Source organism: Acidianus infernus, from assembly GCF_009729545.1.
GTDB classification, from domain to species: Archaea; Thermoproteota; Thermoprotei_A; order Sulfolobales; family Sulfolobaceae; genus Acidianus; species Acidianus infernus.
In genome coordinates this window covers 208,085-230,570 of record NZ_WFIY01000004.1, presented here as the reverse complement: position 1 = coordinate 230,570, position 22,486 = coordinate 208,085, and the positions used below count along the sequence as shown (strand labels likewise).

25 protein-coding genes are annotated in these 22,486 nt (G+C 33.5%); 16 read left to right on the top strand and 9 right to left on the bottom strand.

Annotated features, from left to right (window positions below):
• Positions 1-28: 28 nt before the first annotated feature.
• Positions 29-301 (bottom strand): acylphosphatase, encoded by a 273-nt coding sequence (locus tag D1867_RS01390; RefSeq protein WP_048054926.1) that lies wholly within the window; start codon positions 299-301, stop codon positions 29-31.
• Between the two features lie 95 nt (positions 302-396).
• On the opposite strand from D1867_RS01390, the gene D1867_RS01385 reads away from it, so the two are divergent.
• Positions 397-1,482: an inositol-3-phosphate synthase gene (locus tag D1867_RS01385; RefSeq protein WP_155864360.1), complete on the top strand. Its 1,086-nt coding sequence runs from the start codon at positions 397-399 to the stop codon at positions 1,480-1,482.
• Positions 1,460-1,750 carry a hypothetical protein gene (locus D1867_RS01380; RefSeq protein WP_155862488.1) on the top strand — a complete coding sequence of 97 codons (291 nt, stop codon included), beginning with the start codon at positions 1,460-1,462 and terminating at the stop codon, positions 1,748-1,750. Before D1867_RS01385 ends, D1867_RS01380 begins: the two co-directional genes overlap by 23 nt.
• On the opposite strand, the gene ppsA is transcribed toward D1867_RS01380, so the two are convergent.
• Both ppsA and cdvB1/B2 read right to left on the bottom strand, forming a co-directional pair.
• Positions 1,725-4,079, bottom strand: a complete 2,355-nt coding sequence (gene ppsA, locus D1867_RS01375) for a pyruvate, water dikinase (protein WP_338078078.1) — start codon at positions 4,077-4,079, stop codon at positions 1,725-1,727. The two genes, D1867_RS01380 and ppsA, sit on opposite strands and share 26 nt — an antisense overlap.
• An 85-nt stretch (positions 4,080-4,164) precedes the next feature.
• The gene (cdvB1/B2, locus tag D1867_RS01370; protein ID WP_155862486.1) at positions 4,165-4,821 is read right to left on the bottom strand and encodes a cell division protein CdvB1/B2; all 657 of its coding nucleotides are present in this window, start codon (positions 4,819-4,821) and stop codon (positions 4,165-4,167) included.
• Positions 4,822-4,894: 73 nt separating this feature from the next.
• Here cdvB1/B2 and D1867_RS01365 point away from each other — a divergent pair, with 73 nt between their 5' ends.
• Positions 4,895-5,170, top strand: coding sequence for a hypothetical protein (locus D1867_RS01365; protein WP_155862485.1), 276 nt, complete (start codon positions 4,895-4,897; stop codon positions 5,168-5,170).
• Here the strand turns inward: D1867_RS01365 and D1867_RS01360 are convergent.
• Positions 5,142-6,587, bottom strand: a complete 1,446-nt coding sequence (locus tag D1867_RS01360) for a UbiD family decarboxylase (RefSeq protein WP_155862484.1) — start codon at positions 6,585-6,587, stop codon at positions 5,142-5,144. The two genes, D1867_RS01365 and D1867_RS01360, sit on opposite strands and share 29 nt — an antisense overlap.
• A 97-nt stretch (positions 6,588-6,684) precedes the next feature.
• On the opposite strand from D1867_RS01360, the gene thrC reads away from it, so the two are divergent.
• Genes thrC through D1867_RS01335 form a run of 5 tightly spaced genes read left to right on the top strand, consistent with a single transcriptional unit; the run spans position 6,685 to position 12,064 of the window.
• The gene (gene thrC, locus D1867_RS01355) at positions 6,685-7,866 is read left to right on the top strand and encodes a threonine synthase (RefSeq protein WP_155862483.1); all 1,182 of its coding nucleotides are present in this window, start codon (positions 6,685-6,687) and stop codon (positions 7,864-7,866) included.
• Positions 7,853-9,190 carry an aspartate kinase gene (locus tag D1867_RS01350; RefSeq protein ID WP_155862482.1) on the top strand — a complete coding sequence of 446 codons (1,338 nt, stop codon included), beginning with the start codon at positions 7,853-7,855 and terminating at the stop codon, positions 9,188-9,190. Before thrC ends, D1867_RS01350 begins: the two co-directional genes overlap by 14 nt.
• Positions 9,178-10,230: an aspartate-semialdehyde dehydrogenase gene (gene asd / locus D1867_RS01345; RefSeq protein WP_155862481.1), complete on the top strand. Its 1,053-nt coding sequence runs from the start codon at positions 9,178-9,180 to the stop codon at positions 10,228-10,230. Before D1867_RS01350 ends, asd begins: the two co-directional genes overlap by 13 nt.
• A complete protein-coding gene (locus D1867_RS01340) occupies positions 10,227-10,844 on the top strand; it encodes a PHP-associated domain-containing protein (RefSeq protein ID WP_155862480.1) in 618 nt (205 codons plus the stop codon). The genes asd and D1867_RS01340 overlap by 4 nt, the downstream gene beginning before the upstream one ends.
• Positions 10,841-12,064, top strand: a complete 1,224-nt coding sequence (locus D1867_RS01335; protein WP_155862479.1) for an Nre family DNA repair protein — start codon at positions 10,841-10,843, stop codon at positions 12,062-12,064. The genes D1867_RS01340 and D1867_RS01335 overlap by 4 nt, the downstream gene beginning before the upstream one ends.
• On the opposite strand, the gene argF is transcribed toward D1867_RS01335, so the two are convergent.
• Positions 12,057-12,980: an ornithine carbamoyltransferase gene (gene argF, locus D1867_RS01330; protein WP_155862478.1), complete on the bottom strand. Its 924-nt coding sequence runs from the start codon at positions 12,978-12,980 to the stop codon at positions 12,057-12,059. The genes D1867_RS01335 and argF overlap by 8 nt on opposite strands.
• 31 nt (positions 12,981-13,011) lie before the next feature.
• On the opposite strand from argF, the gene D1867_RS01325 reads away from it, so the two are divergent.
• From D1867_RS01325 to D1867_RS01305, 5 genes are all read left to right on the top strand, one after another.
• The gene (locus D1867_RS01325) at positions 13,012-13,629 is read left to right on the top strand and encodes a DUF4443 domain-containing protein (RefSeq protein WP_155862477.1); all 618 of its coding nucleotides are present in this window, start codon (positions 13,012-13,014) and stop codon (positions 13,627-13,629) included.
• The gene (locus D1867_RS01320; protein ID WP_155862476.1) at positions 13,607-14,668 is read left to right on the top strand and encodes an ATP-NAD kinase family protein; all 1,062 of its coding nucleotides are present in this window, start codon (positions 13,607-13,609) and stop codon (positions 14,666-14,668) included. Before D1867_RS01325 ends, D1867_RS01320 begins: the two co-directional genes overlap by 23 nt.
• Positions 14,669-14,740: 72 nt before the next feature.
• The gene (locus tag D1867_RS01315; RefSeq protein WP_338077919.1) at positions 14,741-15,451 is read left to right on the top strand and encodes a helix-turn-helix domain-containing protein; all 711 of its coding nucleotides are present in this window, start codon (positions 14,741-14,743) and stop codon (positions 15,449-15,451) included.
• A gap of 154 nt (positions 15,452-15,605) precedes the next feature.
• A complete protein-coding gene (locus D1867_RS01310) occupies positions 15,606-15,947 on the top strand; it encodes a hypothetical protein (RefSeq protein ID WP_155862475.1) in 342 nt (113 codons plus the stop codon).
• A gap of 11 nt (positions 15,948-15,958) precedes the next feature.
• Positions 15,959-16,768 (top strand): hypothetical protein, encoded by an 810-nt coding sequence (locus D1867_RS01305; RefSeq protein WP_155862474.1) that lies wholly within the window; start codon positions 15,959-15,961, stop codon positions 16,766-16,768.
• Here D1867_RS01305 and D1867_RS01300 read toward each other — a convergent pair.
• Positions 16,671-17,420, bottom strand: a complete 750-nt coding sequence (locus tag D1867_RS01300; RefSeq protein ID WP_155862473.1) for a hypothetical protein — start codon at positions 17,418-17,420, stop codon at positions 16,671-16,673. The two genes, D1867_RS01305 and D1867_RS01300, sit on opposite strands and share 98 nt — an antisense overlap.
• Before the next feature lie 105 nt (positions 17,421-17,525).
• On the opposite strand from D1867_RS01300, the gene thsA reads away from it, so the two are divergent.
• Positions 17,526-19,217 (top strand): thermosome subunit alpha, encoded by a 1,692-nt coding sequence (gene thsA / locus D1867_RS01295; protein WP_155862472.1) that lies wholly within the window; start codon positions 17,526-17,528, stop codon positions 19,215-19,217.
• Here thsA and D1867_RS01290 read toward each other — a convergent pair.
• Positions 19,214-19,573 carry a hypothetical protein gene (locus tag D1867_RS01290; RefSeq protein WP_338078076.1) on the bottom strand — a complete coding sequence of 120 codons (360 nt, stop codon included), beginning with the start codon at positions 19,571-19,573 and terminating at the stop codon, positions 19,214-19,216. The genes thsA and D1867_RS01290 overlap by 4 nt on opposite strands.
• Before the next feature lie 109 nt (positions 19,574-19,682).
• Here D1867_RS01290 and D1867_RS01285 point away from each other — a divergent pair, with 109 nt between their 5' ends.
• Positions 19,683-19,982: a regulatory protein RecX gene (locus tag D1867_RS01285; protein ID WP_155862470.1), complete on the top strand. Its 300-nt coding sequence runs from the start codon at positions 19,683-19,685 to the stop codon at positions 19,980-19,982.
• A 7-nt stretch (positions 19,983-19,989) separates the two neighbouring features.
• Here D1867_RS01285 and D1867_RS01280 read toward each other — a convergent pair whose 3' ends face one another.
• Both D1867_RS01280 and D1867_RS01275 read right to left on the bottom strand, forming a co-directional pair.
• Entirely contained in the window at positions 19,990-20,370 is a 381-nt protein-coding gene (locus D1867_RS01280; protein WP_155862469.1) for a hypothetical protein, read from the bottom strand.
• Positions 20,357-20,551: a hypothetical protein gene (locus D1867_RS01275; RefSeq protein WP_152941037.1), complete on the bottom strand. Its 195-nt coding sequence runs from the start codon at positions 20,549-20,551 to the stop codon at positions 20,357-20,359. The genes D1867_RS01280 and D1867_RS01275 overlap by 14 nt, the downstream gene beginning before the upstream one ends.
• A 53-nt stretch (positions 20,552-20,604) precedes the next feature.
• On the opposite strand from D1867_RS01275, the gene D1867_RS01270 reads away from it, so the two are divergent.
• On the top strand, positions 20,605-22,476 hold the full coding sequence (locus tag D1867_RS01270; RefSeq protein ID WP_338077918.1) for an arginine--tRNA ligase: 1,872 nt from the start codon (positions 20,605-20,607) through the stop codon (positions 22,474-22,476).
• Positions 22,477-22,486: the final 10 nt, after the last annotated feature.

The window sequence follows — 22,486 nt, the reverse complement described above, 5'->3', positions numbered from 1 at the left end:
AATAAAATGTTAAGCTGTGGTATATAAACTAATATGTCTCAAAAGAATCAAATTCACCTTTATAATCTTCCATTTCGTAATCTACTTTTTCAACCTTAGCTAATGGAGGACCTTGTCTTAAGTAATCAAGAAGTTTCTCTAAAGCCTCCTCATAGCCTTCAGCAACTACTTCCACTGTTCCATCGTCTAAATTTTTTGCATAACCTTTTATTCCCAATCTTATTGCATTTATCTGAACAAATCTTCTAAATCCTACACCTTGAACTCTACCATACACTTTAGCCTTCATTCTTCTTAACAACATAATCACCTCAGTGTCGCTCCACTTCCTCACTGCTCAGACAAATCCCTTTCATCAACAATATATATTTAATCTACATTTTCCCTTTAAAAGTGATGATTAGAATAGCAATAGCTGGTTTAGGAAACTGTGCTTCAATGCTTATTCAAGGAATAGAATATTATAAAAATAAGGGAGACAATTACTATGAAGGATTAATTACTCCAATTATAGGCAATTATAAAGTAACTGACATAGAAGTAGTAGCAGCATTTGACATTTCTAAGAATAAAATTGGAAAAGACATTGCAGAAGCAATATTCCAACCTCCAAATATAACTCCAAGAATAGTAGAAATGAAGAAAACTGGAGTAAAAGTTTCACCCGGACCTGTGTTGGATGGAGTAGCACCACATATGAAATCTATATTTAATCCTATCCAAGAACAAGTTAACATAGAAGACGTAGTTAACGTATTGAAAGAAAGCAAGGCAGATATTCTAATAAATCTATTACCTGTAGGAAGCGAAGAAGCATCTAGAGCTTATGCTAGAGCCGCTTTAGAGGCAGGCGTGGCATTCATTAATGCTATCCCAGTCTTCATAGCTAGTGACCCTACCGGTAAGTTTCCAGAAGAATTTGCAAAAAGAGGATTACCAATTGCAGGAGATGATATAAAAGGGCAAGTAGGTGCAACAATATTTCATAGAGCAATAACCTCGCTATTCATGTTAAGAGGAGTTAAAGTAGAAGAAACTTACCAGTTAAACGTTGGAGGCAATACGGATTTTTTAAATATGAAAACAGAAGAAAGGTTACAATCTAAAAGAATAAGTAAAACTAAAGCAGTAACTAGTACTTTAGATAACGAAGAAGAAATAGAGAAAGAAGGCAAAATAAGGATAGGTCCAAGCGATTATATACCATTTTTAGGCAATACTAAAGTAGCTTACATTTATGTTAAAGGTTCAGGATTTGCAGGAATGCCTATAAAAGTTGAAGCTAGTTTAGAGGTAGATGACAAATCTAATTGTGCCGCAGTGCTAGTAGATGTAATAAGAGCCGTAAAACTTGCATTAGATAGGAAAATTGGTGGACCTCTAATTAAAGTATCTGCATTCTATTTCAAGCATCCTCCAATACAAGCAAAAAATGATGAGGAGGCGTACAAATGGTTTGATGAATTTGTGCGAAATATGTGAAGAAAAAGAGGCTAAATACTCCTGCAAACTTTGCGGAAGAAAAGCCTGCGAAGATGATTTTGTTAAAGAAAAAGGAATTTGTAGAGTATGCGAAATTAGTTTATGTCAGATATGCCATCAGCATCTATCCTTAGGATATTGTGAAATTTGCGGAAGATTAATATGTGATGAGTGCACTGCATATTTTGACGGTTCGAGAAGAATATGTAAGGAGTGTTATAGTAAAAAAGTAAGTTCAAAAATTATTTCCTCAGTTTCTCAAGCATAATCTTCTGTTCTATGCTAGCAACGTTTCTTCTAGTTGATATTACAGCATCAGGATTTACACTTATGCTATCAATTCCAGCTCTAACTAGAAACTCAGCAACTTCTGGATAAACGCTAGGAGCCTGGCCACATATAGATACCGTGGCGCCGTATTTGTGAGCTATTCTTATTAACTTCTTCATTGAGCGTAATACTGCTGGATCTCTTTCATCATAATATCCCATCCTTCCGAGAATTTCAGAGTCTCTATCTACTCCAAGAGTTAATTGTGCTAGATCATTACTACCTATGCTAAAACCATCTATGATTTTCGCAAATACATCAGCTAATACTATTACTGAAGGTACCTCAGCCATTATCCAGACTTTAAAGTCTTTAGACCTCTGTAATCCTTCCTCTTCCATGATTTTTAATGCCTTTTTAAGTTCCCATTCTGTTCTAACAAATGGGAACATTACCCAAACGTTCTTTAGGCCCATTTCTTCCCTAACTTTTCTTATAGCTCTAACTTCTAGTCTGAATGCTGGCTCGTACTGAGGGCTAACATACCTAGATACTCCTCTCCATCCTAGCATTGGATTTCTTTCTTCAGGTTCAAATTCTTCTCCACCTATAAGTCTTCTATATTCATTAGTCTTGAAATCTGAAAACCTGACAACTACTGGTCTAGGATAAATTGCTGTAGCCACTCTTGCTACTCCGTCTGCTAGCTTATTTACAAACTCCTCTGGCTTACCTATTTTTATAAGATAAAGTGGATGATATTTAATCCATTCTGATACTATAAATTCTATTCTCATTAATCCAATTCCGTCGAAAGGAAGATCAACGTATTTATCTATTATATCCGGTTGACCTAAATTCATGTAAATCTTAGTGGCAGTAATTGGATATAGGCTCATCAGAGTATCTCTACTTATTCCGCTTATTCCTTGAGTGACTTGAGGTTTTTGCTCTTCCACCTCTTCTACAATCTTTCCTTCATAAACTATTCCTCTAGTAGCATCTACTGTAATCTCTTGTCCATCTTTTATTACTTTGGTAGCTTCTTTAGTACCTACTATTGCTGGAATTCCTAGCTCTCTAGAAACTATAGCTGCATGACTAGTTATACCTCCCTCGTCAGTTACAATTGCTGATGCTATTTTCATTATAGGTACCCAGTCAGGATCTGTCATTCTAGTAACTAGTATATCTCCCTTCTTGAAATTCCCAGCCTCTTTTACATCAAGAATTACCCTAGCTATACCGCTTGCTATACCAGGACTTGCTGCAAGACCTTTAACTAAGACTTTTCTATTTTCTACGCTAGTTACCTCTTCTTTTTCTTCTTTAGTAGCTTTCTTAGAGCTCCAAAAAGTCTCCGGTCTTGCTTGAACAATAAAAACGTTATCTGGGAATTTAAGATCAGCATCTATGGCCCACTCTATATCCATAGGCCTTTTATAATGCTCTTCAATCTTAAGTGCAAGCTTTGCCAATTCTATTGCTTCTTCATCAGAAATGCTTATTTTATCCGCTTCTGGTGAATTACTTAAGTCTACCTCTTCGTTAGCCTTCTTTTGGGGATTGTATACATATTTCAAAATTTTATGAGATACTCTCTTTTCTACTATTCTTAATGTGGATTTTTCTATAACTATTTCATCCGGAGTTACTTTACCACCTACTACCGCTTCTCCCAATCCCCAGGATGATTCTATAACAATATATCTAGAATCTCCAGTTGCAGGATGCAAAGTGAACATTACTCCGGCTGACCTAGAATTAACCATCTTCTGAACCACTACTGCCATTTCCACTTTTGTTGAATCTATTCCTTTAGTTTTTCTATATTCTATAGCCCTTTCATTGAATAAGCTAGCCCAAACTTCTTTTACTTTTTGAATAAGCTCGCTCCTACTCACATTAAGGTAAGTATCTTGTTGGCCTGCAAAGCTAGCATTTTCTATATCTTCTGCAGTAGCAGATGATCTTACTGCAACTAAAACCTCTTTACCAACTTTCTTTGCCAATTCGTCATAAGAAGAAAGAATTGCATTTTCAAGATCTGGAGGAACTTGAGATGAAATTATTAATTGTTTAATTTCTTCACTAGCAGTTGCGGAATCTTTTTCTTCTAAAATAGACTTAATCTTCGATTCCAAATTATTATATGCAATAAAATAAGAATAAGCTTTAGATGTTATAACAAAACCAGGAGGAACTCTTATATCAAAACTTACTAATTCACCTAAATTAGCCCCCTTGCCCCCAGCGAGTTCTATCATATCTTTTCTAAGTTTTGTAATGTCAAGAATTGCATCTTTTAGAAGAGCCTCGACAATAATTTATCACCAAATAATTTATACACTTAATACCTTAAAAAGTTACTTAGATTATTTAAACTAACAAAAAAGGTAATAAACATAAAAATTATTTCTGTGTAGGCGCGGCCTTTTGAGTAGTAGTGACCATAGAGGGTAATTCTGGGAAGTTTTCCTTCATTCTTTGTTCAGCTATTACAGATGCTTCTTGTAATATCTTCTTAGCCTCTGGGTTGCTTGCTACATAATCTATATTTCCACCAGTAAAGTCTCCAGCCTCTATTACAACTTCTTGTAATCCTTCCTCTATCTCTTCTAATTCTAAACCTAATTCTGGCATCATACCTTTCATCGATTCTCTAAGCTCTTTTATTACTCCCACTACTGGAATTAGATTAGTAAATACATCGCCCAATTCTGTAACAGTCTCTAATCTGAGCTCTACTTGCTCTAGAGCTATTTGCGTAGTTATAAGCTGTTTTGAAACTTTCCTTATTTCTGCAATCTCGTTAGCATACATTGCAGCTCTGGCTTCATCTTTATTCATTTGTGCCTCAACTACTCTCTCGAATAACGTTCTATCCCTTTCCTGCATCTTAGAGATGTAAACATCTAACCTACTTAGTGTTGTTCTCAATTTGTATTGGGCCATTATTAGTTTATATCTTAATGGCTCTTTACTCTTGAAGGCACCTTTAATTTTATCTGCAAGACTTGGTTCTTGTTTTCCATTCCAACCCTTTACGAATTCTTCCATCTTTGCCATGTTGATTTAGATCTTTAGCTTAACTTAAATTAAATAAAGAGACTTATAATACGTGAGAGAGTGACGTTATAAAATGAGGGCATTTGAAGCTAAAATATGTGGAGAAAAGCTTATATTGCAAAATAAAAGCGGAGAAACACTTTTTATTAGAGAGATCCTAATAAAATACAAGGTGACAGTAACTACTGCCGATGAAAAAACTGCTTTAAAAACTATAACAGATAGTATAAAGATAAATAGAGACGTTCAAGATAAGATAGAAATTCCATTAATTTCTACAGATGTAGTGGAAATATCTGTAATTTATAGGCAAGACGATATTACTTTGAGGGAAGATATTTCTTTATAATCTTATTCCATATCGGGTCTATCTTTTTAACAATATTTTCATCGCTTTTTACTTCTTCTGGCCAGTCTCTTCCTAATTCTTCCTTCAATTTTCTAGTAGCATCTATGCCTATCTTACTGCCCAGTGGTGGATGAGGAGAAGTATGGTCCAATGAATCATTCATAGCATTAGGGATTATTAGAACGTCCCTTGCAGGGTCTACTGTGGTAGCTATGGCATACATTACTTGATTAATATCATGAACATTTACGTCTGCATCAACTACTATAATAAATTTAAGGAAACTCAGCTGTCCGTTTCCCCATATTGACATCATCACCCTTTTAGCTTGGCCAGGAAAAGTCTTTCTTATTGAGAAAATTCCTATGCCAGTAAAAAGACCATACTCCGGTAAATTCATATCCACTATCTCAGGAATAACTAGCCTTATAAAAGGCAAGAATATTCTTTCAACAGCTTTACCTATCCATGCGTCTTCAAGAGGAGGTTTTCCAACTGAGGTCGCATGAAATATTGGATTATCTCTAATGTAAATTCTATCTACCTTAAATGTAGGATAATAATCCACGGGCGTATAATAACCTAAATGATCTCCAAAAGGACCTTCAGGCCTTAAGTCTTCTAAATCTACATAACCTTCAATTACAGACTCAGCAGAAGAAGGAACTAAAATTCCATTATCTAACTTATAAAGTTCTACACCTTCACCTCTTAAGATACCCGCAAAAAGATATTTATCAATACCAGGGGGAACAGGAGAAGCGGCAGTAAAAGCTATTACTGGATCTACTCCGTTAACAATCGCTACAGGGATCTTAGTAATTCCCATTTCCTTATATTTTGCGGCAGTTAACGATCCCCTTTTAAATGCTTGCCAATGCATTAATGCTTCCTTATCGTTTAATATTTGAATTCTATATACGCTAACGTTATGAACGTCAGTCTCTGGGTCCTTAGTTACTACTAATGAAAATGTAAAGAATCTTCCGGCATCTTTAGGCCACGTTTTTAGTGCAGGAAAACCTTCTAATCCTATTTCTCTCTCCTTAAACTTTGGTTTTCCAGATTTTGGCATAATTTTTCCTAGTTTCAAAAAGTTTGGGAGAGATTTAATTTTATCAATAAGAGATAATGGCATTCCCTGAAATTCAGTTAGAAAATTTTTCCCTATGTTCTCTAAATTATCTACTCCTAAAATTTCCTTTACTGCGTCTATTGAATAAAAAACGTTAGTAATTACTTTCCATTCTCTATAATTTTTAATATTAGTAAATAGAAGTGGAGGTAAATGTAAATAAGTGGCTCTCCTACTTAGTTCGGCAATCTCTAAATTTACGTCGACTTCGTCATCGATCTGTACAATTTTGCCCCTCTTAAGCATAAAATTTATATAATCTCTTAGATCTTCAAATGCCATATTTTATAACATTCATTTTGCACAAAGCTTATATTTTTATATTTAATTCAGCTTAATCGGCTGGTGACAAAAGGTTGGAAACAAGTTAGAAGGATACATGAAATGCCTAGACTGCGGATATGAAACAGATATTAATCAAAAAATAATAACCTGCCCCAGATGCGGTGGCCTTTTGGAAATTAAAGTAAAGCTAAAAGGCTTCTCGTTCTCTAACCTTAAAGGAAGAGGAGTTTGGAGATATAAAGATGCAATTCCTGGAAATTACTCTAAAATAGTAAGTATAAATGAAGGAAATACTCCATTAATACCTTCAAGAAATTATAAACAGACATTTTATAAATTTGAAGGAGCAAATCCTACAGGAAGCTTTAAAGATAGAGGAATGACTGTCGCAGTAAGCTCAGCAGTAAATACTGGATATAAGGTAGTTGCGGCAGCATCTACAGGAAATACAGCGGCCTCCGCGGCAGCTTATGCTTCAAGAGCCGGATTAAGAATATACCTTGTTTTACCTAAAGGCAAAGTAGCGCTGGGTAAGCTTGCTCAGTCTATCCTGTACGGTGCGACAATACTAGAGGTTAATGGAAGTTTTGACGTAGCAATGACATCAGTAATGAGATTATATAAAGATTTAGGAATTGTTTATCCTCTTAACTCATTTAATCCTTGGAGACTAGAAGGGCAAAAAACTATCGCATACGAGATTGCAGAAGAAATAGGAGAACCCGATAATGTAATTGTTCCAGTAGGCAATGCAGGTAATATATATGCTATTTGGAAAGGATTTACTGAACTACAAGAGGCAGGAGTCATTTCCAAAGTACCTAGAATGATAGGGGTTCAAGCAGAAGGTGCGGCACCAATAGCTAAAGCTATAGAAAAAGGACTTAACGAACCAGAGTTCTTTGAAAACCCGGAAACTATTGCGACTGCCATTAGAATAGGTAAGCCAGTAAATTGGAAAAAAGCAATAAAAGCAATAAAGAGCTCAAAAGGCACAGCAATATCAGTTTCTGATCAAGAAATCATAGATGCTCAAAAGAGACTTGCAAGAGAAGAAGGAATAGGAGCGGAACCTGCGTCAGCTGCAGCCTTAGCAGGTTATGATAAAGCAATTAAAGAAGGTATAGTAGATAAAGATCAAAAGAACGTATTAATACTAACAGGACATGCGTTAAAAGATCCAGACGCAATGCTAAGGTTAGATGCAAGAAGAATTCTAATTAATCCAGAACATATAGAAAATATAGTTTTAGGTGAGATAAATGATAATAATTAAGATAGGAGGATCTATACAAAAAGACGAGAAAGATTACGAGCTTATTTCTGAAAAAGTAGAGAAATATTCTAATAATGAGGATAAGGTACTTATAGTTACTTCTGCAATGAAAGGAATAACTAACGATTTAATTTCTGCTACAGAAAATAGAGACAAATCTACCGAAATAATAGGAAATATATATGATAAACACATTAAAATTCTATCAAAAGTCGCTGATGGCCCAGAATTCGAAATCGCATTTAAGGATCTTTCAAAAATGGCGGATGAATTATTTAAAATAGCCTGGTCAATAAGGGTTCTAGATGAGATTACTCCTAGAGTTAGAGACTATATTCTATCATTCGGAGAAAGAATGGCTACAATAGTGCTAAACGCTGCGTTAAGGTCAAGAAGGTTAGACTCCATAGCTTATCCTGAACCACCATTAGTTACTGACAATAACTTCGGAGAAGCAAACGTCTTAGAAGATCTTACCTTAAAGGAAATTAATAATAAAATTATAAGTAAAAAGAGTAAAATATTAATAATACCTGGGTTCATAGGCAAAACTATAGATGAAAGATATACCACAATAGGTAGAGGAGGAAGTGATTATACTGCAACCTTACTTGGTAAACTCCTAAGTGTAGAGAATGTAAGACTTATAACAGAAGTTCCAGGAATAATGACGGCTGATCCTAGAAAAATAGAAAGTGCAATAACAATTAAAAGATTATCATTAGAAGAGGCAGTAGAACTAGCCCAAATGGGCGCGAAAAGATTACATCCTAGAACTTTCGAACCAATGTTTTCTTCAAATATGAAAGTTACAATTGAAGGATTATATGATGAAGGAGAGACTATAGTAAGTGGTTCTTGTGAAGATGAAGACAAACTAAAAGGAGTGACAATTCTTGATGATCTAAAAATGATAAATATAGAAAGTACTAGAATAGTAGGAAAAATAGGTTCTGCAGCAAGAATTATGACTGAGGCTAAAAATTCTAATGTAAATATTGTTTCAATTTCACAACCAGCATCAGAAACTACAATAAGCCTTGTTGTAAACTCTAACGATGCAGAGATTCTTGCTACTAAGCTAAAGGAGATTAAAGATATAGATAGCATAGAGATTAAAGACGTTAGTGCAGTAAGTATAGTAGGTTGCGGACTTAGAAATAATGAAATATTCAAGGAAGTGGAAAACGTAGCTCTTCAATACGAGATACTTTCCATGTCAAGAGGCTTAAAGAATGTCAGTGCTACATTTATAGTTAAAAAAGAAGAAGGATATAACTTAGCTAAAAGTTTGCACGAGGTCGTGTTAAAATGGATAAATTGAAAGTATCTTTATTAGGCTCAACAGGAATGGTCGGACAAAAAATGGTAAAAATGCTCTCAAGCCATCCTTTTATAGAATTAACTAAAGTTAGTGCATCCCCTGCTAAAATAGGCAAAAAATACGAAGAGGCAGTAAAATGGATTGAAGGAGAAATTCCAGAAAATGTTAAAGACATGAAATTGGTCTCAACTGAGCCAGAAGATCATAAAGACGTAGATGTCGTACTTTCTGCACTACCCAATGAATTGGCAGAAGATATTGAACTGAAACTTGTTAGAGCAGGAAAAATAGTAGTATCTAATGCAAGCCCGTATAGAATGGATCCAGAAGTTCCTTTAATTAATCCTGAAATAAATTGGCAACATCTAGAATTATTAAAAACACAACAAAATAAAAGGGGTTGGAAAGGACTATTAGTAAAAAATCCTAACTGCACAGCCGCAATAATGTCCTTGCCATTAAAACCGTTAATGGAGTTAATAACACAAAGGAAGATAATAATGACTACTTTACAAGCTGTAAGCGGTGCAGGTTATAATGGATTATCTTTCATGTCAATATATAATAACATTATTCCATATATAAAGGGAGAAGAGGAGAAAATACCTAAAGAACTAGGAAAAATGCTAGGTCAAGTTCAAGATGGACAAATAATAAATGCTAAAATAAATGCCAGAGTTACGTCAATAAGAGTCCCAATAAAGGTTGGTCATATGGGCGTTATAAACATTTTACTTGATGATAACGATAAAATCGATATAGAAGAAATTAAGAGAGAATTGAAAAATTTTAAATCATTACCGCAAGAGAAAAATTTACCTACTGCACCTAAAAAGCCTATAATTGTTAACGAAGATGAAAGTAGACCGCAGCCAGAAATAGACCTTAAAATAGAAAATGGAATGGCAGTATCTGTGGGTAGAATAAGTGTAGAAAATAACGTGCTTAGGATGATAGTGCTTGGGGATAACTTAGTAAGAGGAGCTGCAGGAATTACAATCTTAACAGTAGAAGTTATGAAAGAGTTAGGTTATATATGAAATTCGACTTTCATACGCATACAAATTATAGTGATGGTAAGGAAAATCCAAAAGCTCTTGTAGAATATGCCAAAAGAAAAGGAATATATATTGCAATAACCGATCACGATACCAGTAAGGGTTACGAGAAAGTAAAAGAAGAAGCAGTAATTCCAGGAGAGGAAGTCACAACTCAATTTGGACACGTAGTTATATTATGTAATTTTCCTCCAAATCCTCCTAAAGATATCTCATCACTAGTTGATTATTCAAAAGAGAACTCTTGCATAATTTTTCCTTCACATCCATTTGATATTTTTAGAAAAGGGATAGGAAACAAAGTTTTTGAGTATAAATTCGACGCAATAGAAATTTTCAATTCAAAGGCTCCTAAATCCGCTAACGAGAAAGCATCTAACGCGGCAAGAGAACTTAAACTCCCCGGTTTAGCTAATAGCGATTCACATGTAAAGGAGGCTATAGGCTCTGCATATAATGAAATAGAAATAAATGAGTTTAATATAGATGAAGTACTTGAAAGCATAAAGAAAGGAAAAGTAAAACCTGTAGGCATTGGATTAACAATAACAGCTAAATTCAAGATCTTACAATGGTATATTGAGAGGAAAATTTGAGAGCAATACCTGCAGAATTATGCGTAAAATGTAAAGGAAATAAGCTACTCTGCGGTCTTCGCGCTTGTCCAATCCTAGAGAGATTTAGATCTACGATAAGTGTAGTAAATAAAGTATATAATAAAAATGAAATTGAAGGATCAACACCCCCAAGTATAGTAATTGGAGAAAAGAATTATCCTAAGATAAGCGTATCTTTTAATATACCGCCAGATATTTACGGTGAGGAAGCTAAAAATTACGAAAACCCTAAAGGTTGGTGGGGTAAAGCGTCAATATATGATATAATAAATTATCGTACGTCCTTGCTTTCTAATATTTTTGAGGTAAAAATTGAAGATGTGTGGAAATTATATGAAAAAGAATTATCATTAGCTGCAGTATCTGAAAAGCCAGTACAATCTGAATCAAAAATAGATGGAACTATTTTACCTAAATTGCGATTTGACGGATATGTACTGCCTAGAGGTCCTTCTGCAAAAACTCAAAACTTAGAAGTTATCGAAAATCCCAAGATTAACAAGACTCTAGATAAATTAATTTTCGATGACATAAAAGCGGAAGATGCGGTAGTTAAGCTTTACCACGATATTAAGGACGTCTATACTATAATCAATGCATTATCTTTAGGCTTACTAGGAGTGAAAAAGAATAGAAAATTAGTGCCTACAAGATGGGCAATAACTGCTGTAGATTCAATAATAGCTAAGAACTTACTACAAAAGATAAGGAATTATCAAGAAATAAGTGAAGTAGAAGTATATTATCAAAAGTATTTAGGAAATTATTTCCACGTTATTCTTTATCCTTCTGCATACCAAGTAAGCTGGATAGAAATATGGCATCCACTATCCTTATGGGCTAGTGAGCTAACAATATCAGAATTAACTGAAAACTATTGGGGAGAATACTCAACCATGGACGGCGGTTATATGGCTGCTAGATTAGCCGTACTAGAATATCTAGATAATATAAAAAGATCTGCAGGAGTCATAATAATTAGAGAAATAACAAGTGAGTACTTTGCTCCACTAGGAAATTGGCACATAAGGGAAACGGTAAGAAAAGCTATGGAAAATAAAATAGGCAAATTCCAGGACTTAGAGAACGCAATATCTTTTGTTAATCAGAGATTAAATGCAAAGAAGATAGATCTAAAAGACCTTAATTCAATAAAAAGAATTTTAAAGCAAAAAAGTATAGATCAGTTCTTTAAATAAATAATGAGAGGACTGACATTGCAGTATATAACCTATTTTCAGCTTCATCCCATACTACACTTTGCTTGCCATCTATAACCTCAGCGTCAACTTCTTCTCCTCTCATTGCAGGCAAACAATGCATAAAAATTGCATCCTTAGATGCATAACGCATTAAATCAGTTGTTACTCTATAATTCTTCAGAAGTTCTTTTTTCTTATTAGCTATATTCTCCTCACCCATGCTAACCCAAACATCTGTATATACAACAAAACTACCCCTGACCGCAAAATAAGGATCATCGTAAAATTCTATTATTGCACCGGATTTCTCGCTTTCTTCTTCTATTCTTTTCCATATCTCCGGCTTTGGCCTAAGCTCTTTAGGAGATGCTACTCTTAACTCTAGACCCATTTTTGCTACAAATGCCATTAAACTAACTAGGACATTATCTCCACCGTCGCCAACAAAAGCAATAGGTTTCTCGTAAGTACCAAATTTTTCTTTAATAGTCATAAAGTCTGCTAATGCTTGAAGAGGATGAGATAAATTACTTAACAAGTTTATAACTGGCAATCCAGAATATTCCTTCAGTTTTATTAATGATTCATGGGACAACACTCTTGCACCAATTCCATGAACAAACCTAGCTAATACTCTTGCAGTGTCTTCTACTGGTTCTCCTCTACTTAACTGAATATCACTTTTATTAAGCACTATAGGATATCCTCCTAACAAATATATTGCAGATTCCATACTAACTCTTGTCCTAGTACTGGGTTTCTCGAAGATTAACGCAACCCTTTTCCCATCAAGAGATTTAGGAACTGAATTTGTTTTTACAAAATTTTTCATTAAAAATGATACTTCCATTATCCTTTCAATGTCTTCCTTCTCAAGATCTAGGAGGCAAAGAAGACTGTTTCCTTTTAGCATGATTTTAAAGTATAACTTTGAAATTATAAATATGGATATCCTGACGATAATTACGGAAGCTACCAAGCCTAGACAAGGTAATAAACCTAAATATGACGAATCTCACGTTCTTCACGCTTTACTCATTATCCAAAAAGAACAACCAATTGGAAGACCTACTTTAGAGAAAAGATTACAGCTAGGAGATGCTACAGTAAGGACGCTATTGAGAAGATTAAGGGAATTGGGCGTTATAAAAGTAGATAAAGTAGGTGGAGCAGAAATTACAGAAGAAGGTAAAAAAGCATTACAAGAGTGGAATTCTGTAATAAAAATAGGAGAGGCCGAGCTAAAATCAATAAATTGGAATTGTAGTATGATAATAGTTAAAGGCGGAAGTAAAATCCTAGAGAAGCAAAAAGTTATAGAACTTAGAGATAAAATAATAAAATTGGGAGCAGATAGCGTATTAATTTCAGTAATTTTGAATAATAGAGTAGAATTACCACCAAAAACTGAAGAGTTCGGAATGAAAGAACTACTAGAGGATATTAAAAATTCTTGTAAGTTATGTGAAAATAACGATTTAATCACTTATATTTTACCTAAAGATCTTCATTTAGCATATAAAGTGGGGTTGTTATTATTTGAAAATTGGATTAATAGTTAACCCATATGCAGGTTCTGGAGGTAGATTAGGTTATAAAGGAAGTGATGATCTATATATAGAGAATCCAGAGATTGAAAATAGAGTAAAGAGATTTTTAGATGTAGTTAATAACAATATAGAATTTGTTTCTCCTAAATTTAAAATGGGTGAGTATTTTCTAAGGAAATTCGGTAAAAAATATGAGGCTATAAACACTGGAAAGGAAAAATCTACAAGAGAGGACACAATAATTTCAGCAAGGTTATTATCAGACATAACAAATTTAATAGTCTTCGTAGGTGGAGATGGTACTGCAAGAGACGTTGTAGAAGGATCACAATCAAAAGTTCCTATCTTAGGCGTACCTGCAGGAGTAAAAATGCACAGCGGAGTTTTTGCTATAAATCCAGAAACTGCTGGAATGTTAGTTAACGCTTATGCAGAAGGTATGGCAAATATAGTAGAAGCAGAAGTTCTGGATATCGACGAAGACGCTTATAGAAAAGGAATTTATAAGGTTAAACTCTATTATATTACAAAAACAATAAATTTCAAAGGACTTCTTGTACATAGTAAAGAAGAAATCTCTTCACCTTCTTACGAACTTGACGAGATAGCTGAATACATCATAGATAACATGGACGACTCTGTATTTTATATCATGGGGCCAGGTAGTACAGTGAAGGCAATAGAAGAAAAACTTGGATATACCACGAATTTCTTAAGCACAGATTTATTCTTAGGTAAGAGATTAATAAAATCTGGAGTAAATTACATGGAATTATTACAATTAACCGGGGAGTTAAAGATAATTTTAACTCCAATAGGTGGTCAAGGTTTTTTAATTGGTAGAGGAAACCAAGAAATAGGCCCTGAAATTCTTAAAAGATCAGGAAAAGATAATATAATAGTAGTATCTTCAAAAGAAAAAATCTCAAGAATTGATTGTTTAAGAATAGATTCTGGGGATCCTAATGTAGATAAATTATTGCAGGGGATTTATAAAGTTATAGTAGGATATAATGAATTTTATACAATAAAGACGTGTAGTATGACTTGACGTAAATCTAATGATATTACTTTTTAGCGAATCTAATTATTCCGTTTTAAATTTTGGCGAATAAGTATTTGTGTGACTGACACAGACGTTGAGAAACTTGCTGAGGAATTAACTAAGCAACTAGAAGGCTCTCCAAGGTCAAAACTAGTTGAGGCAATAATAATACTTTTACATGCAAGGCCTTTAAGAACATCTGAAATTGCATCTAATTTAGGTTACCAAACAAAATATATAAGTAGCTACTTAAGTTATTGGAAAAAGAAAGGGCTAGTTTATCAAGATGGTGGAAGATGGTATCTTACTCCACAAGGAGAAAACTTAGCTAAGGCCATAATAGACTCATATTCAAATTCCAGGTTCAAGGAAATGCTTGTTATAGCTAAGCAAATGTTAGAACAAGTTAAAGAGCCAATGAACAACAAAAATGAACAAAAAGAGGAAAGAGAAAAGAAGGTAGTTTTGTCGTTTATTGACTCAAAAACCAGTAACACAGTAAAAAAACAACAAAATAAGGACCCAACGGTTTGCATTAAAGAAATTTTAGAAAAATTAGATGATGATGAAAAAGATATTCTATTATATTTAATTAATAAATACAAACAATGGGGCTCAACATATGTTTACATTGATCAAATCCAAGAAGAATATAAAGCGGACCCAGGTTGGTTATTTAAAGTTCTAAGGCAATTACAGACAAAGAGAATAGTTTACTTATATCAAGATCCTAAACTAGGCTTAAGAATCGGGTTCTCAAAATCCTTTAAGGAGAAATTGAACTGTTAAAATCTTCTACTTCTTTAAGTCTATTTTTGTCTCCTAACATTTAGCTTGCGTTTCATTATGCAAACTCTTATTTTTCTTGAAGACAAAAAAGCTAAATAGAGTAGTAGTAATCTATTTAATCAAATGCATCCAGACTTCACTTGAGGTGAAATATTTGTCTTCAAATAAGTCAGTTAAAATGACTGAGGACGAGATAGATAAAGCGTTGGCAAAAGCCGAAAAAGAGGCAGAAAAGAGAGATCATAAGAAAATTTGGATCGATAAAATGTTAAAAAGTGCAAAAACATATTATAAATTATGCCCATATTATGACAAGAAAACTTCTAACTGTTTCCTTATGTTAAGTAGTAATGATAGTAATAAGAAATGCAATAGAGAAGGTAGATACGATAATTGTCCTGTGTTCCTAGCATTTCTGGATAATAAATATCAAGAATATACTTCTAAAAAGAAAATACTTCCTCTAGATTTCTTAGATCTTGCACAGTCAGTGTAAGGGAATGATTTTTGCCCAGGAAGAAAAAAACTGATGAAGAAAACAAAAAAGAAAATAATGGTGAGGAGAGTAAAACCAAAAAGAAAAAAACTCAGAAAAAAGAGAAATTTGTTGATGCAGAAGCGTTATTAGACGAATACTTAGATGAAGTTATTTTAGGCCTAGGTATATCCTTTCTGAAACTAAAGCCTGAGGAGTACAAGGAAATACTAAAAGAACCGTTTGTTGCAGCTGTAGGTCAAGTAAAAACTAAACCTAAATCCAAGACTATAATTAATAGACTAACTGCAAATAGGGATGCTATGATGGAATATATTGCAATGAGATTAGTCAGGATAATTGATATAGAAAAAATGAATTGTGAGCAGTTGGAATTTGTAATTTATAATACTAAAAAAGCTATAGTAGATCTTGCGCCTAAACTTTATAAAGAAGCGTTAAAAAGAAATAGAAAAGATTTAATAGATGTATTGAGATATAATTGGAATTTATATGGAATAGTATCCCCTATAATATGTCCAAAATGCGGATTTAGCTCTATAATGCCTGACTTATCATGTAAAGTTTGTGAATATGTTATGAGCATGAAAGAATTAAAATCACAAATAAATGTTATACAAACACTGAAAGATTATTACTCATTAGATCCAGAAGGATTTAAAGAAATATTAACTTCAGGATATTTTTACTATACTGCAGAAGGTCCTATTCCTCCTTCAAAATTTAGACCTTCTCCGCAAGTTCTTGCTTTTGAGATTGTTTTGAACAAAGATGAGAAAAAGATTCTGAGCAATATTTACAACAATCCCCATGTTCAATAATTGCGTTACAAATCTTACATCTTCTCCTATTCTCTAACTTAATTATGTTAATGGAGTTTCCAAAAGTGTGGTATATTTCATTATCTACAAACTGTTTACTTTCCCATTTAATTATCTCGTTTAAGAAGGCATCTTTTGTTTTTAACTCCCCGGTTATTTCTGAGAAGCCTAAAAGCTCAAATCTTGGGGTAGAATAGAAAGGTATAAAGATTTTTTTGGAATAAAGCTGAATAGATTGTGAGTATAAATCCAAATATCCCATATATCCAGTACTTATTGAATATATAAGATATGATAAGAAAAAATCGGCTGTAAATGGTAATATGATCTTTTTAAAATCTGACTCTCTAATTTTTATCATGAGTTTCCACAAAGTCTTATTTATATCTTCCTCTTCATCTATTTTATCAATTAAAACGTCTAATTTGCACGATTTACATATATTATACAGCAGTTTTTCTATTAAGTTTGCAACGTCCATAAAATTCTCAGTAGTTAATATCATCACTTTATCTTCTCTATCTAAGAACTTTGATAAGCTTAATTCTTTCCTAAATCTTTTTACTATCTCACTTCTAGCACAATATACACAAAGATATTTACCACTAATTAGAACTTCAGCTTGATTTTTACCACATTTAGTGCAAATCAAACTTTCTTTTACTTTTCTTTAACCTTCTTTAAATTAATCTCGTGAAGTATATCAGTTAAATTTATATATAAGCGATACTAAAGGACTGCTGAAAGGTGTGAGGAGATGGCAGCTGGTGGAGTTCCTGTCTTATTATTCAAAGAAGGTACTTCTAGAAGTTCTGGAAGAGAAGCTTTAAAGAATAACATCCTTGCAGCAAGAACCTTAGCCGAAATGCTAAAGACTAGCCTTGGTCCAAAAGGATTAGATAAAATGTTAATTGATAGCTTTGGTGACGTTACGATAACTAATGATGGAGCAACTATAGTAAAAGAGATGGAAATTCAACATCCAGCTGCTAAACTTTTAGTTGAAGCAGCTAAGGCACAAGATGCCGAGGTAGGTGATGGAACTACAAGCGCTGTAGTTCTTGCAGGTCTTTTATTAGAGAAGGCAGATGCGTTATTAGATCAAAACATTCACCCAACAATTATAATTGAAGGATATAAGAAGGCCTTTAATAAATCTTTAGAATTATTATCACAGATTGCAACAAAGCTTGATGTATCAGACCTTAACTCATCTACTGCCAGAGAGAATTTAAGGAAAATAGTTTATACTACAATGTCAAGTAAATTCCTAGCAGAAGGAGACGAATTCAACAAGATAATGGACATGGTAATAGATGCAGTAGCGACTGTAGCCGAACCTTTACCTACTGGAGGTTACAATGTTAGCTTAGATTTAATTAAGATTGATAAGAAGAAAGGAGGAAGTATCGAAGATAGCCAGCTAATTAAAGGTATAGTGCTTGATAAAGAAGTAGTTCATCCAGGAATGCCTAGGAGAGTTGAGAAAGCAAAGATTGCAGTATTAGATGCATCATTAGAAGTCGAGAAACCAGAAATTTCTGCTAAGATTAGTATAACAAGTCCTGAGCAGATAAAGGCTTTCTTAGATGAGGAAGCTAAGTACTTGAAAGATATGGTTGACAAATTAGCATCAATAGGAGCTAATGTTGTTATATGCCAAAAAGGAATTGATGATATAGCTCAGCACTTCTTGGCAAAGAAAGGAATCATGGCAGTAAGAAGAGTAAAGAGAAGTGATATTGAAAAGTTAGAGAAAGCATTAGGCGCTAGAATAATAAGTAATATTAAAGACGCATCACCGGAAGATTTAGGATATGCAGAGCTAGTAGAAGAGAGGAAAGTAGGTAATGATAAGATGGTGTTCATTGAAGGAGCAAAGAATCCTAGGGCAGTGAATATATTATTAAGAGGATCAAATGATATGGCCTTAGATGAAGCAGAAAGGAGTATTAACGACGCATTACATGCATTAAGGAACATCTTATTAGAACCAATGATAGTTCCCGGCGGAGGCGCTATAGAATTAGAGTTAGCGATGAGACTAAGAGAATATGCAAGAACTGTAGGAGGGAAAGAACAATTAGCAATTGAAGCTTATGCTGATGCATTAGAAGAGATTCCAATGATATTGGCTGAAACCGCAGGAATGGAACCAATATCTACATTAATGGAGCTTAGAGCTAAACACGCTAAAGGATTAGTAAATGCTGGTGTTGACGCAATAAATGGTAAGATAGTTGATGACATATATACGCTTAATGTGGTAGAACCAATAAGAGTAAAGAGGCAAGTATTAAAGAGTGCTACTGAAGCAGCAACTGCAGTATTAAAGATTGATGATTTAATAGCAGCTTCTCAATTAAAGAGCAGTAAGGAAAAGGAAGGAGAGAAAAGCGGCGAGAAGAAGGAAGGAGAGGAGTCATCTTCAACCTCGTCAATTAGCTAAAATCTATTTTTATTATATAGTATTGCATCAGAATTTTCGATTTCCTTATATCCATCAATTTCGTCCAAAAGTTTTTTTGCCGTATTTTTTACTTCTTCTATGTCATAATCATTAATTATTTCCTCTAATAATTTCTTTGTTAAATCTATTCCTATAATAAATACAAGTTCAGTAAAATCTGGACTTAATAAGTAATCTACAAGTTTTTTTGGATTTCCTCCATATGAAGAAAAATTATATTTATTTTCAGCTTCTCCTAACAATTTTCTCACTTCATCTAACCTTTTAGGGTCTAGAGTATTTGGGGTCAGTACTTTATTAGCTATATGCCTCAGAAAATCTGGAGGGCTCAAAATTATTTCGCCTAAACATGATATATTATACTCACGTATAAAAGGATTAACGTAGTTAGTTCCTAATTAATATTTAAAAGTCTGAAAAGTAAAAAGAAAATAGTGGATAGTGATGAGTAGTAGAAGGAGGAAGAAGAAAGAATCAGATGATACAGAAGAGGTTGAAAATAAATTAAAAGTTGTTTATTCGGATAAAGACGTCGTGGTAATGACAGCTCCAAATGAGGAAGAACTAAAGCAGATTTTGTTAGATTTACTAAGTGAGAAACCAATGAACTTAAAGGAGTTGCATAGTAAATTATCTGGAATCGCTAGCGAAGATAAGATAAGAAGAGCTCTAGCTAGCCTCACTGAAAAAGGCCAAGTGACTTTACTAGAAGACGGAAGATACGCCAAGTTAGGTACAGAGTAAAAACTGTTTAAATTCGTCTTAATGGGCACGTCTGCCAGTATTTCGAGCATAATTGTGCTTGACTCTCTGTAATTATCCTGTTTAATATTTTGCAAGATGCAATAAAACCGTTTTCTGTTTTCATAAGTTGAAAGAATTCACAACCGCTATCGATTTTTTCTTGAATTAAGCTTATTTTAGGATAAAATTTTATATCTTGATCTATTTTTTCATATTGTTGGAAATTTTCTAATCCTTGTTTTTCCTCTCCTTGATCTACATAGTACCTACAGGTCTTGTAAGTTTTAAAACATCTGTTAGCACTTACTACTATATCTGAAGGAGAATCCAACATTGGAGAAATACAATATCCATTCTTATAAAAAGGGCATATATCACGTTTCTGCAACATCCCTCACTATTACATGAACTCCTAAGATATCATCATCTGATAACCCTGGTATATGAATTCTGTTTATATTTATTTTATCAAGTTTTTCTATATTTATTTTATCAAGTACTTCCTTTATCTTATTCTCATTTACCTTTTTTGAGGAATCTTCAACTATTAAAATATCTGCTATTTTCATGAATATGGAATTAAGTAACAAAGAATTAAAAATCAAACCCTCTAATACCACTTGTGTATGCTTTAGCAAAAGCAAAAGAGGAACTAGCCAATTATCTTAGTAATGTACTTAATGTGGATAAGGAGAAAGTTTTAAATAGTATTGAATATCCTGCAAAGGAGCAAATAGCAGATTTAGCCTTACCATTACCTTCCGTCACTAAGAAATTTGACATTGAGATTAGACGAGAATATAAAGGGAGGTTAATAAAAGAAGTTTGGAAAGATGGACTATTCATTAATGCAAGGTTAAACGAAAAGGAGTTATTAAAGGAGATTTTTACAAATTTTTCTGAAAATTATGGAATAATTAAGACAGAAAGACCTTTGAGAATAGTGGTTGAGCATACAAGTGCTAATCCTATTCATCCTTTACATATAGGACATTTAAGGAATGCCATACTTGGAGACACGTTAGCCAGGATGCTCAAGGCTAGAGGGCATGAAGTAAATGTTAGATTTTATGTAAATGATAGTGGAAGGCAGGTAGCTTTACTTATTTATGGCCTCTCAAAACTAGGATATCCGGATCCACCCAGTGGAGAGAAAAAAGACCAATGGTTAGGACTAATTTACGCAATGACTAACGTCATCTTAGAAATTAAGAAAATAAATGAGGAACTAAAGAGCACAACTAACGATTCAGAATATAAGGAAAAGATAGCTAGAAGGGATGAATTATTAATTTCAGCCTCTGAATTAAGTAAGAGAAATCAAGAATATTTTAACAAACTTTCTGATCAAATAATGAAAGATAAAGATCCAGAAGGCGAGATTTCTAAGATAATAGAAAAGTATGAAAAAGGAGAAGAAGAAATAAAGAAGATAGTAAGAAAATACGTTGATTTTGCATTAGAAGGATTTAAAGAAAGTTTAGAGAAATTGCATATAACGTTTGACAATTTCGATTATGAAAGTGATCTTTTATGGAATAATGATGTAAAATTAGTTTTGGATTTTGCATTAACCTCTGTTGCTAAAATTAACTACAAGGGGACTGTAGCATTAGATTTACAAAATTATATTGACGACGATATTAGGAAGGAGATAAGAATTCCTAAAGGTTTAGAAATACCCCCGCTAGTCTTAATGAGATCTGATGGTACAACATTATATACAGTTAGGGACATAGCATACACTATTTATAAATTTAGACAATTTAATGCAGACGAGGTAATAAATGTAATAGCCGAACAGCAATCCGTACCACAAATGCAATTAAGAGCCGCTTTATATATATTGGGATGGAAAAAATTTGCTATCAATTTGATTCATTTCTCATACGGAATGGTAACACTACAAGGAATGAAAATGAGTGGAAGACTGGGTAAGTACATTTCGCTGGACGAGGTGTACGATAAAGTAGCTGAAGTAGTTAAGGCAAAAATTGAGGAGAAAAAAGGAATATTGGATAATCTTAATGAAATAGTTAATTCTGCTATAAGGTATGCTATAATTTCGGTGTCTGCAAATAAGCCTGTATCGTTCGATGTAAAAAGAGTTGCAAATTTTGAAGAGAATAGCGGTCCTTATTTACAATATACATATGCTAGAGCTTACAACATATTATCTAAATCTACAGAAAATCTAGATATTTCTAAGATAGACGAGAATGAGTTAAAGAATGAGAAAAGAACGCTTCTTTTAATGATAGCCAAATTCCCAGATATATTTATCAATTCCGTAGATCATTTACAGCCTGAAGTTCTTACAGTATTTTTAAGAAGACTTGCGGATGTATTTAATTCATGGTATGATAAAGAAAGAGTCCTTCAAGAACCAGACGAATCAAAGAGAATAACAAGGTTATTTATTGTTAAAGGCGTAGAGACTGTATTAAGAAATGGACTTAATACTTTAGGTATAGCTTCTTTAACTCGTATGTGAAAAATATCTA

Excerpts from the sequence above, each read along its gene's own strand:
- D1867_RS01365 (WP_155862485.1), top strand. The coding sequence starts at position 4,895 with ATGAGGGCATTTGAAGCTAAAATATGTGGAGAAAAGCTTATATTGCAA.
- D1867_RS01350 (WP_155862482.1), top strand. The coding sequence starts at position 7,853 with ATGATAATAATTAAGATAGGAGGATCTATACAAAAAGACGAGAAAGAT.
- D1867_RS01325 (WP_155862477.1), top strand. The coding sequence starts at position 13,012 with ATGGATATCCTGACGATAATTACGGAAGCTACCAAGCCTAGACAAGGT.
- D1867_RS01340 (WP_155862480.1), top strand. The coding sequence starts at position 10,227 with ATGAAATTCGACTTTCATACGCATACAAATTATAGTGATGGTAAGGAA.
- D1867_RS01285 (WP_155862470.1), top strand. The coding sequence starts at position 19,683 with ATGAGTAGTAGAAGGAGGAAGAAGAAAGAATCAGATGATACAGAAGAG.
- argF (WP_155862478.1), bottom strand. The coding sequence starts at position 12,980 with ATGCTAAAAGGAAACAGTCTTCTTTGCCTCCTAGATCTTGAGAAGGAA.
- thsA (WP_155862472.1), top strand. The coding sequence starts at position 17,526 with ATGGCAGCTGGTGGAGTTCCTGTCTTATTATTCAAAGAAGGTACTTCT.
- asd (WP_155862481.1), top strand. The coding sequence starts at position 9,178 with ATGGATAAATTGAAAGTATCTTTATTAGGCTCAACAGGAATGGTCGGA.
- thrC (WP_155862483.1), top strand. The coding sequence starts at position 6,685 with ATGAAATGCCTAGACTGCGGATATGAAACAGATATTAATCAAAAAATA.
- D1867_RS01380 (WP_155862488.1), top strand. The coding sequence starts at position 1,460 with ATGAATTTGTGCGAAATATGTGAAGAAAAAGAGGCTAAATACTCCTGC.
- cdvB1/B2 (WP_155862486.1), bottom strand. The coding sequence starts at position 4,821 with ATGGCAAAGATGGAAGAATTCGTAAAGGGTTGGAATGGAAAACAAGAA.
- D1867_RS01275 (WP_152941037.1), bottom strand. The coding sequence starts at position 20,551 with ATGAAAATAGCAGATATTTTAATAGTTGAAGATTCCTCAAAAAAGGTA.
- D1867_RS01360 (WP_155862484.1), bottom strand. The coding sequence starts at position 6,587 with ATGGCATTTGAAGATCTAAGAGATTATATAAATTTTATGCTTAAGAGG.
- D1867_RS01385 (WP_155864360.1), top strand. The coding sequence starts at position 397 with ATGATTAGAATAGCAATAGCTGGTTTAGGAAACTGTGCTTCAATGCTT.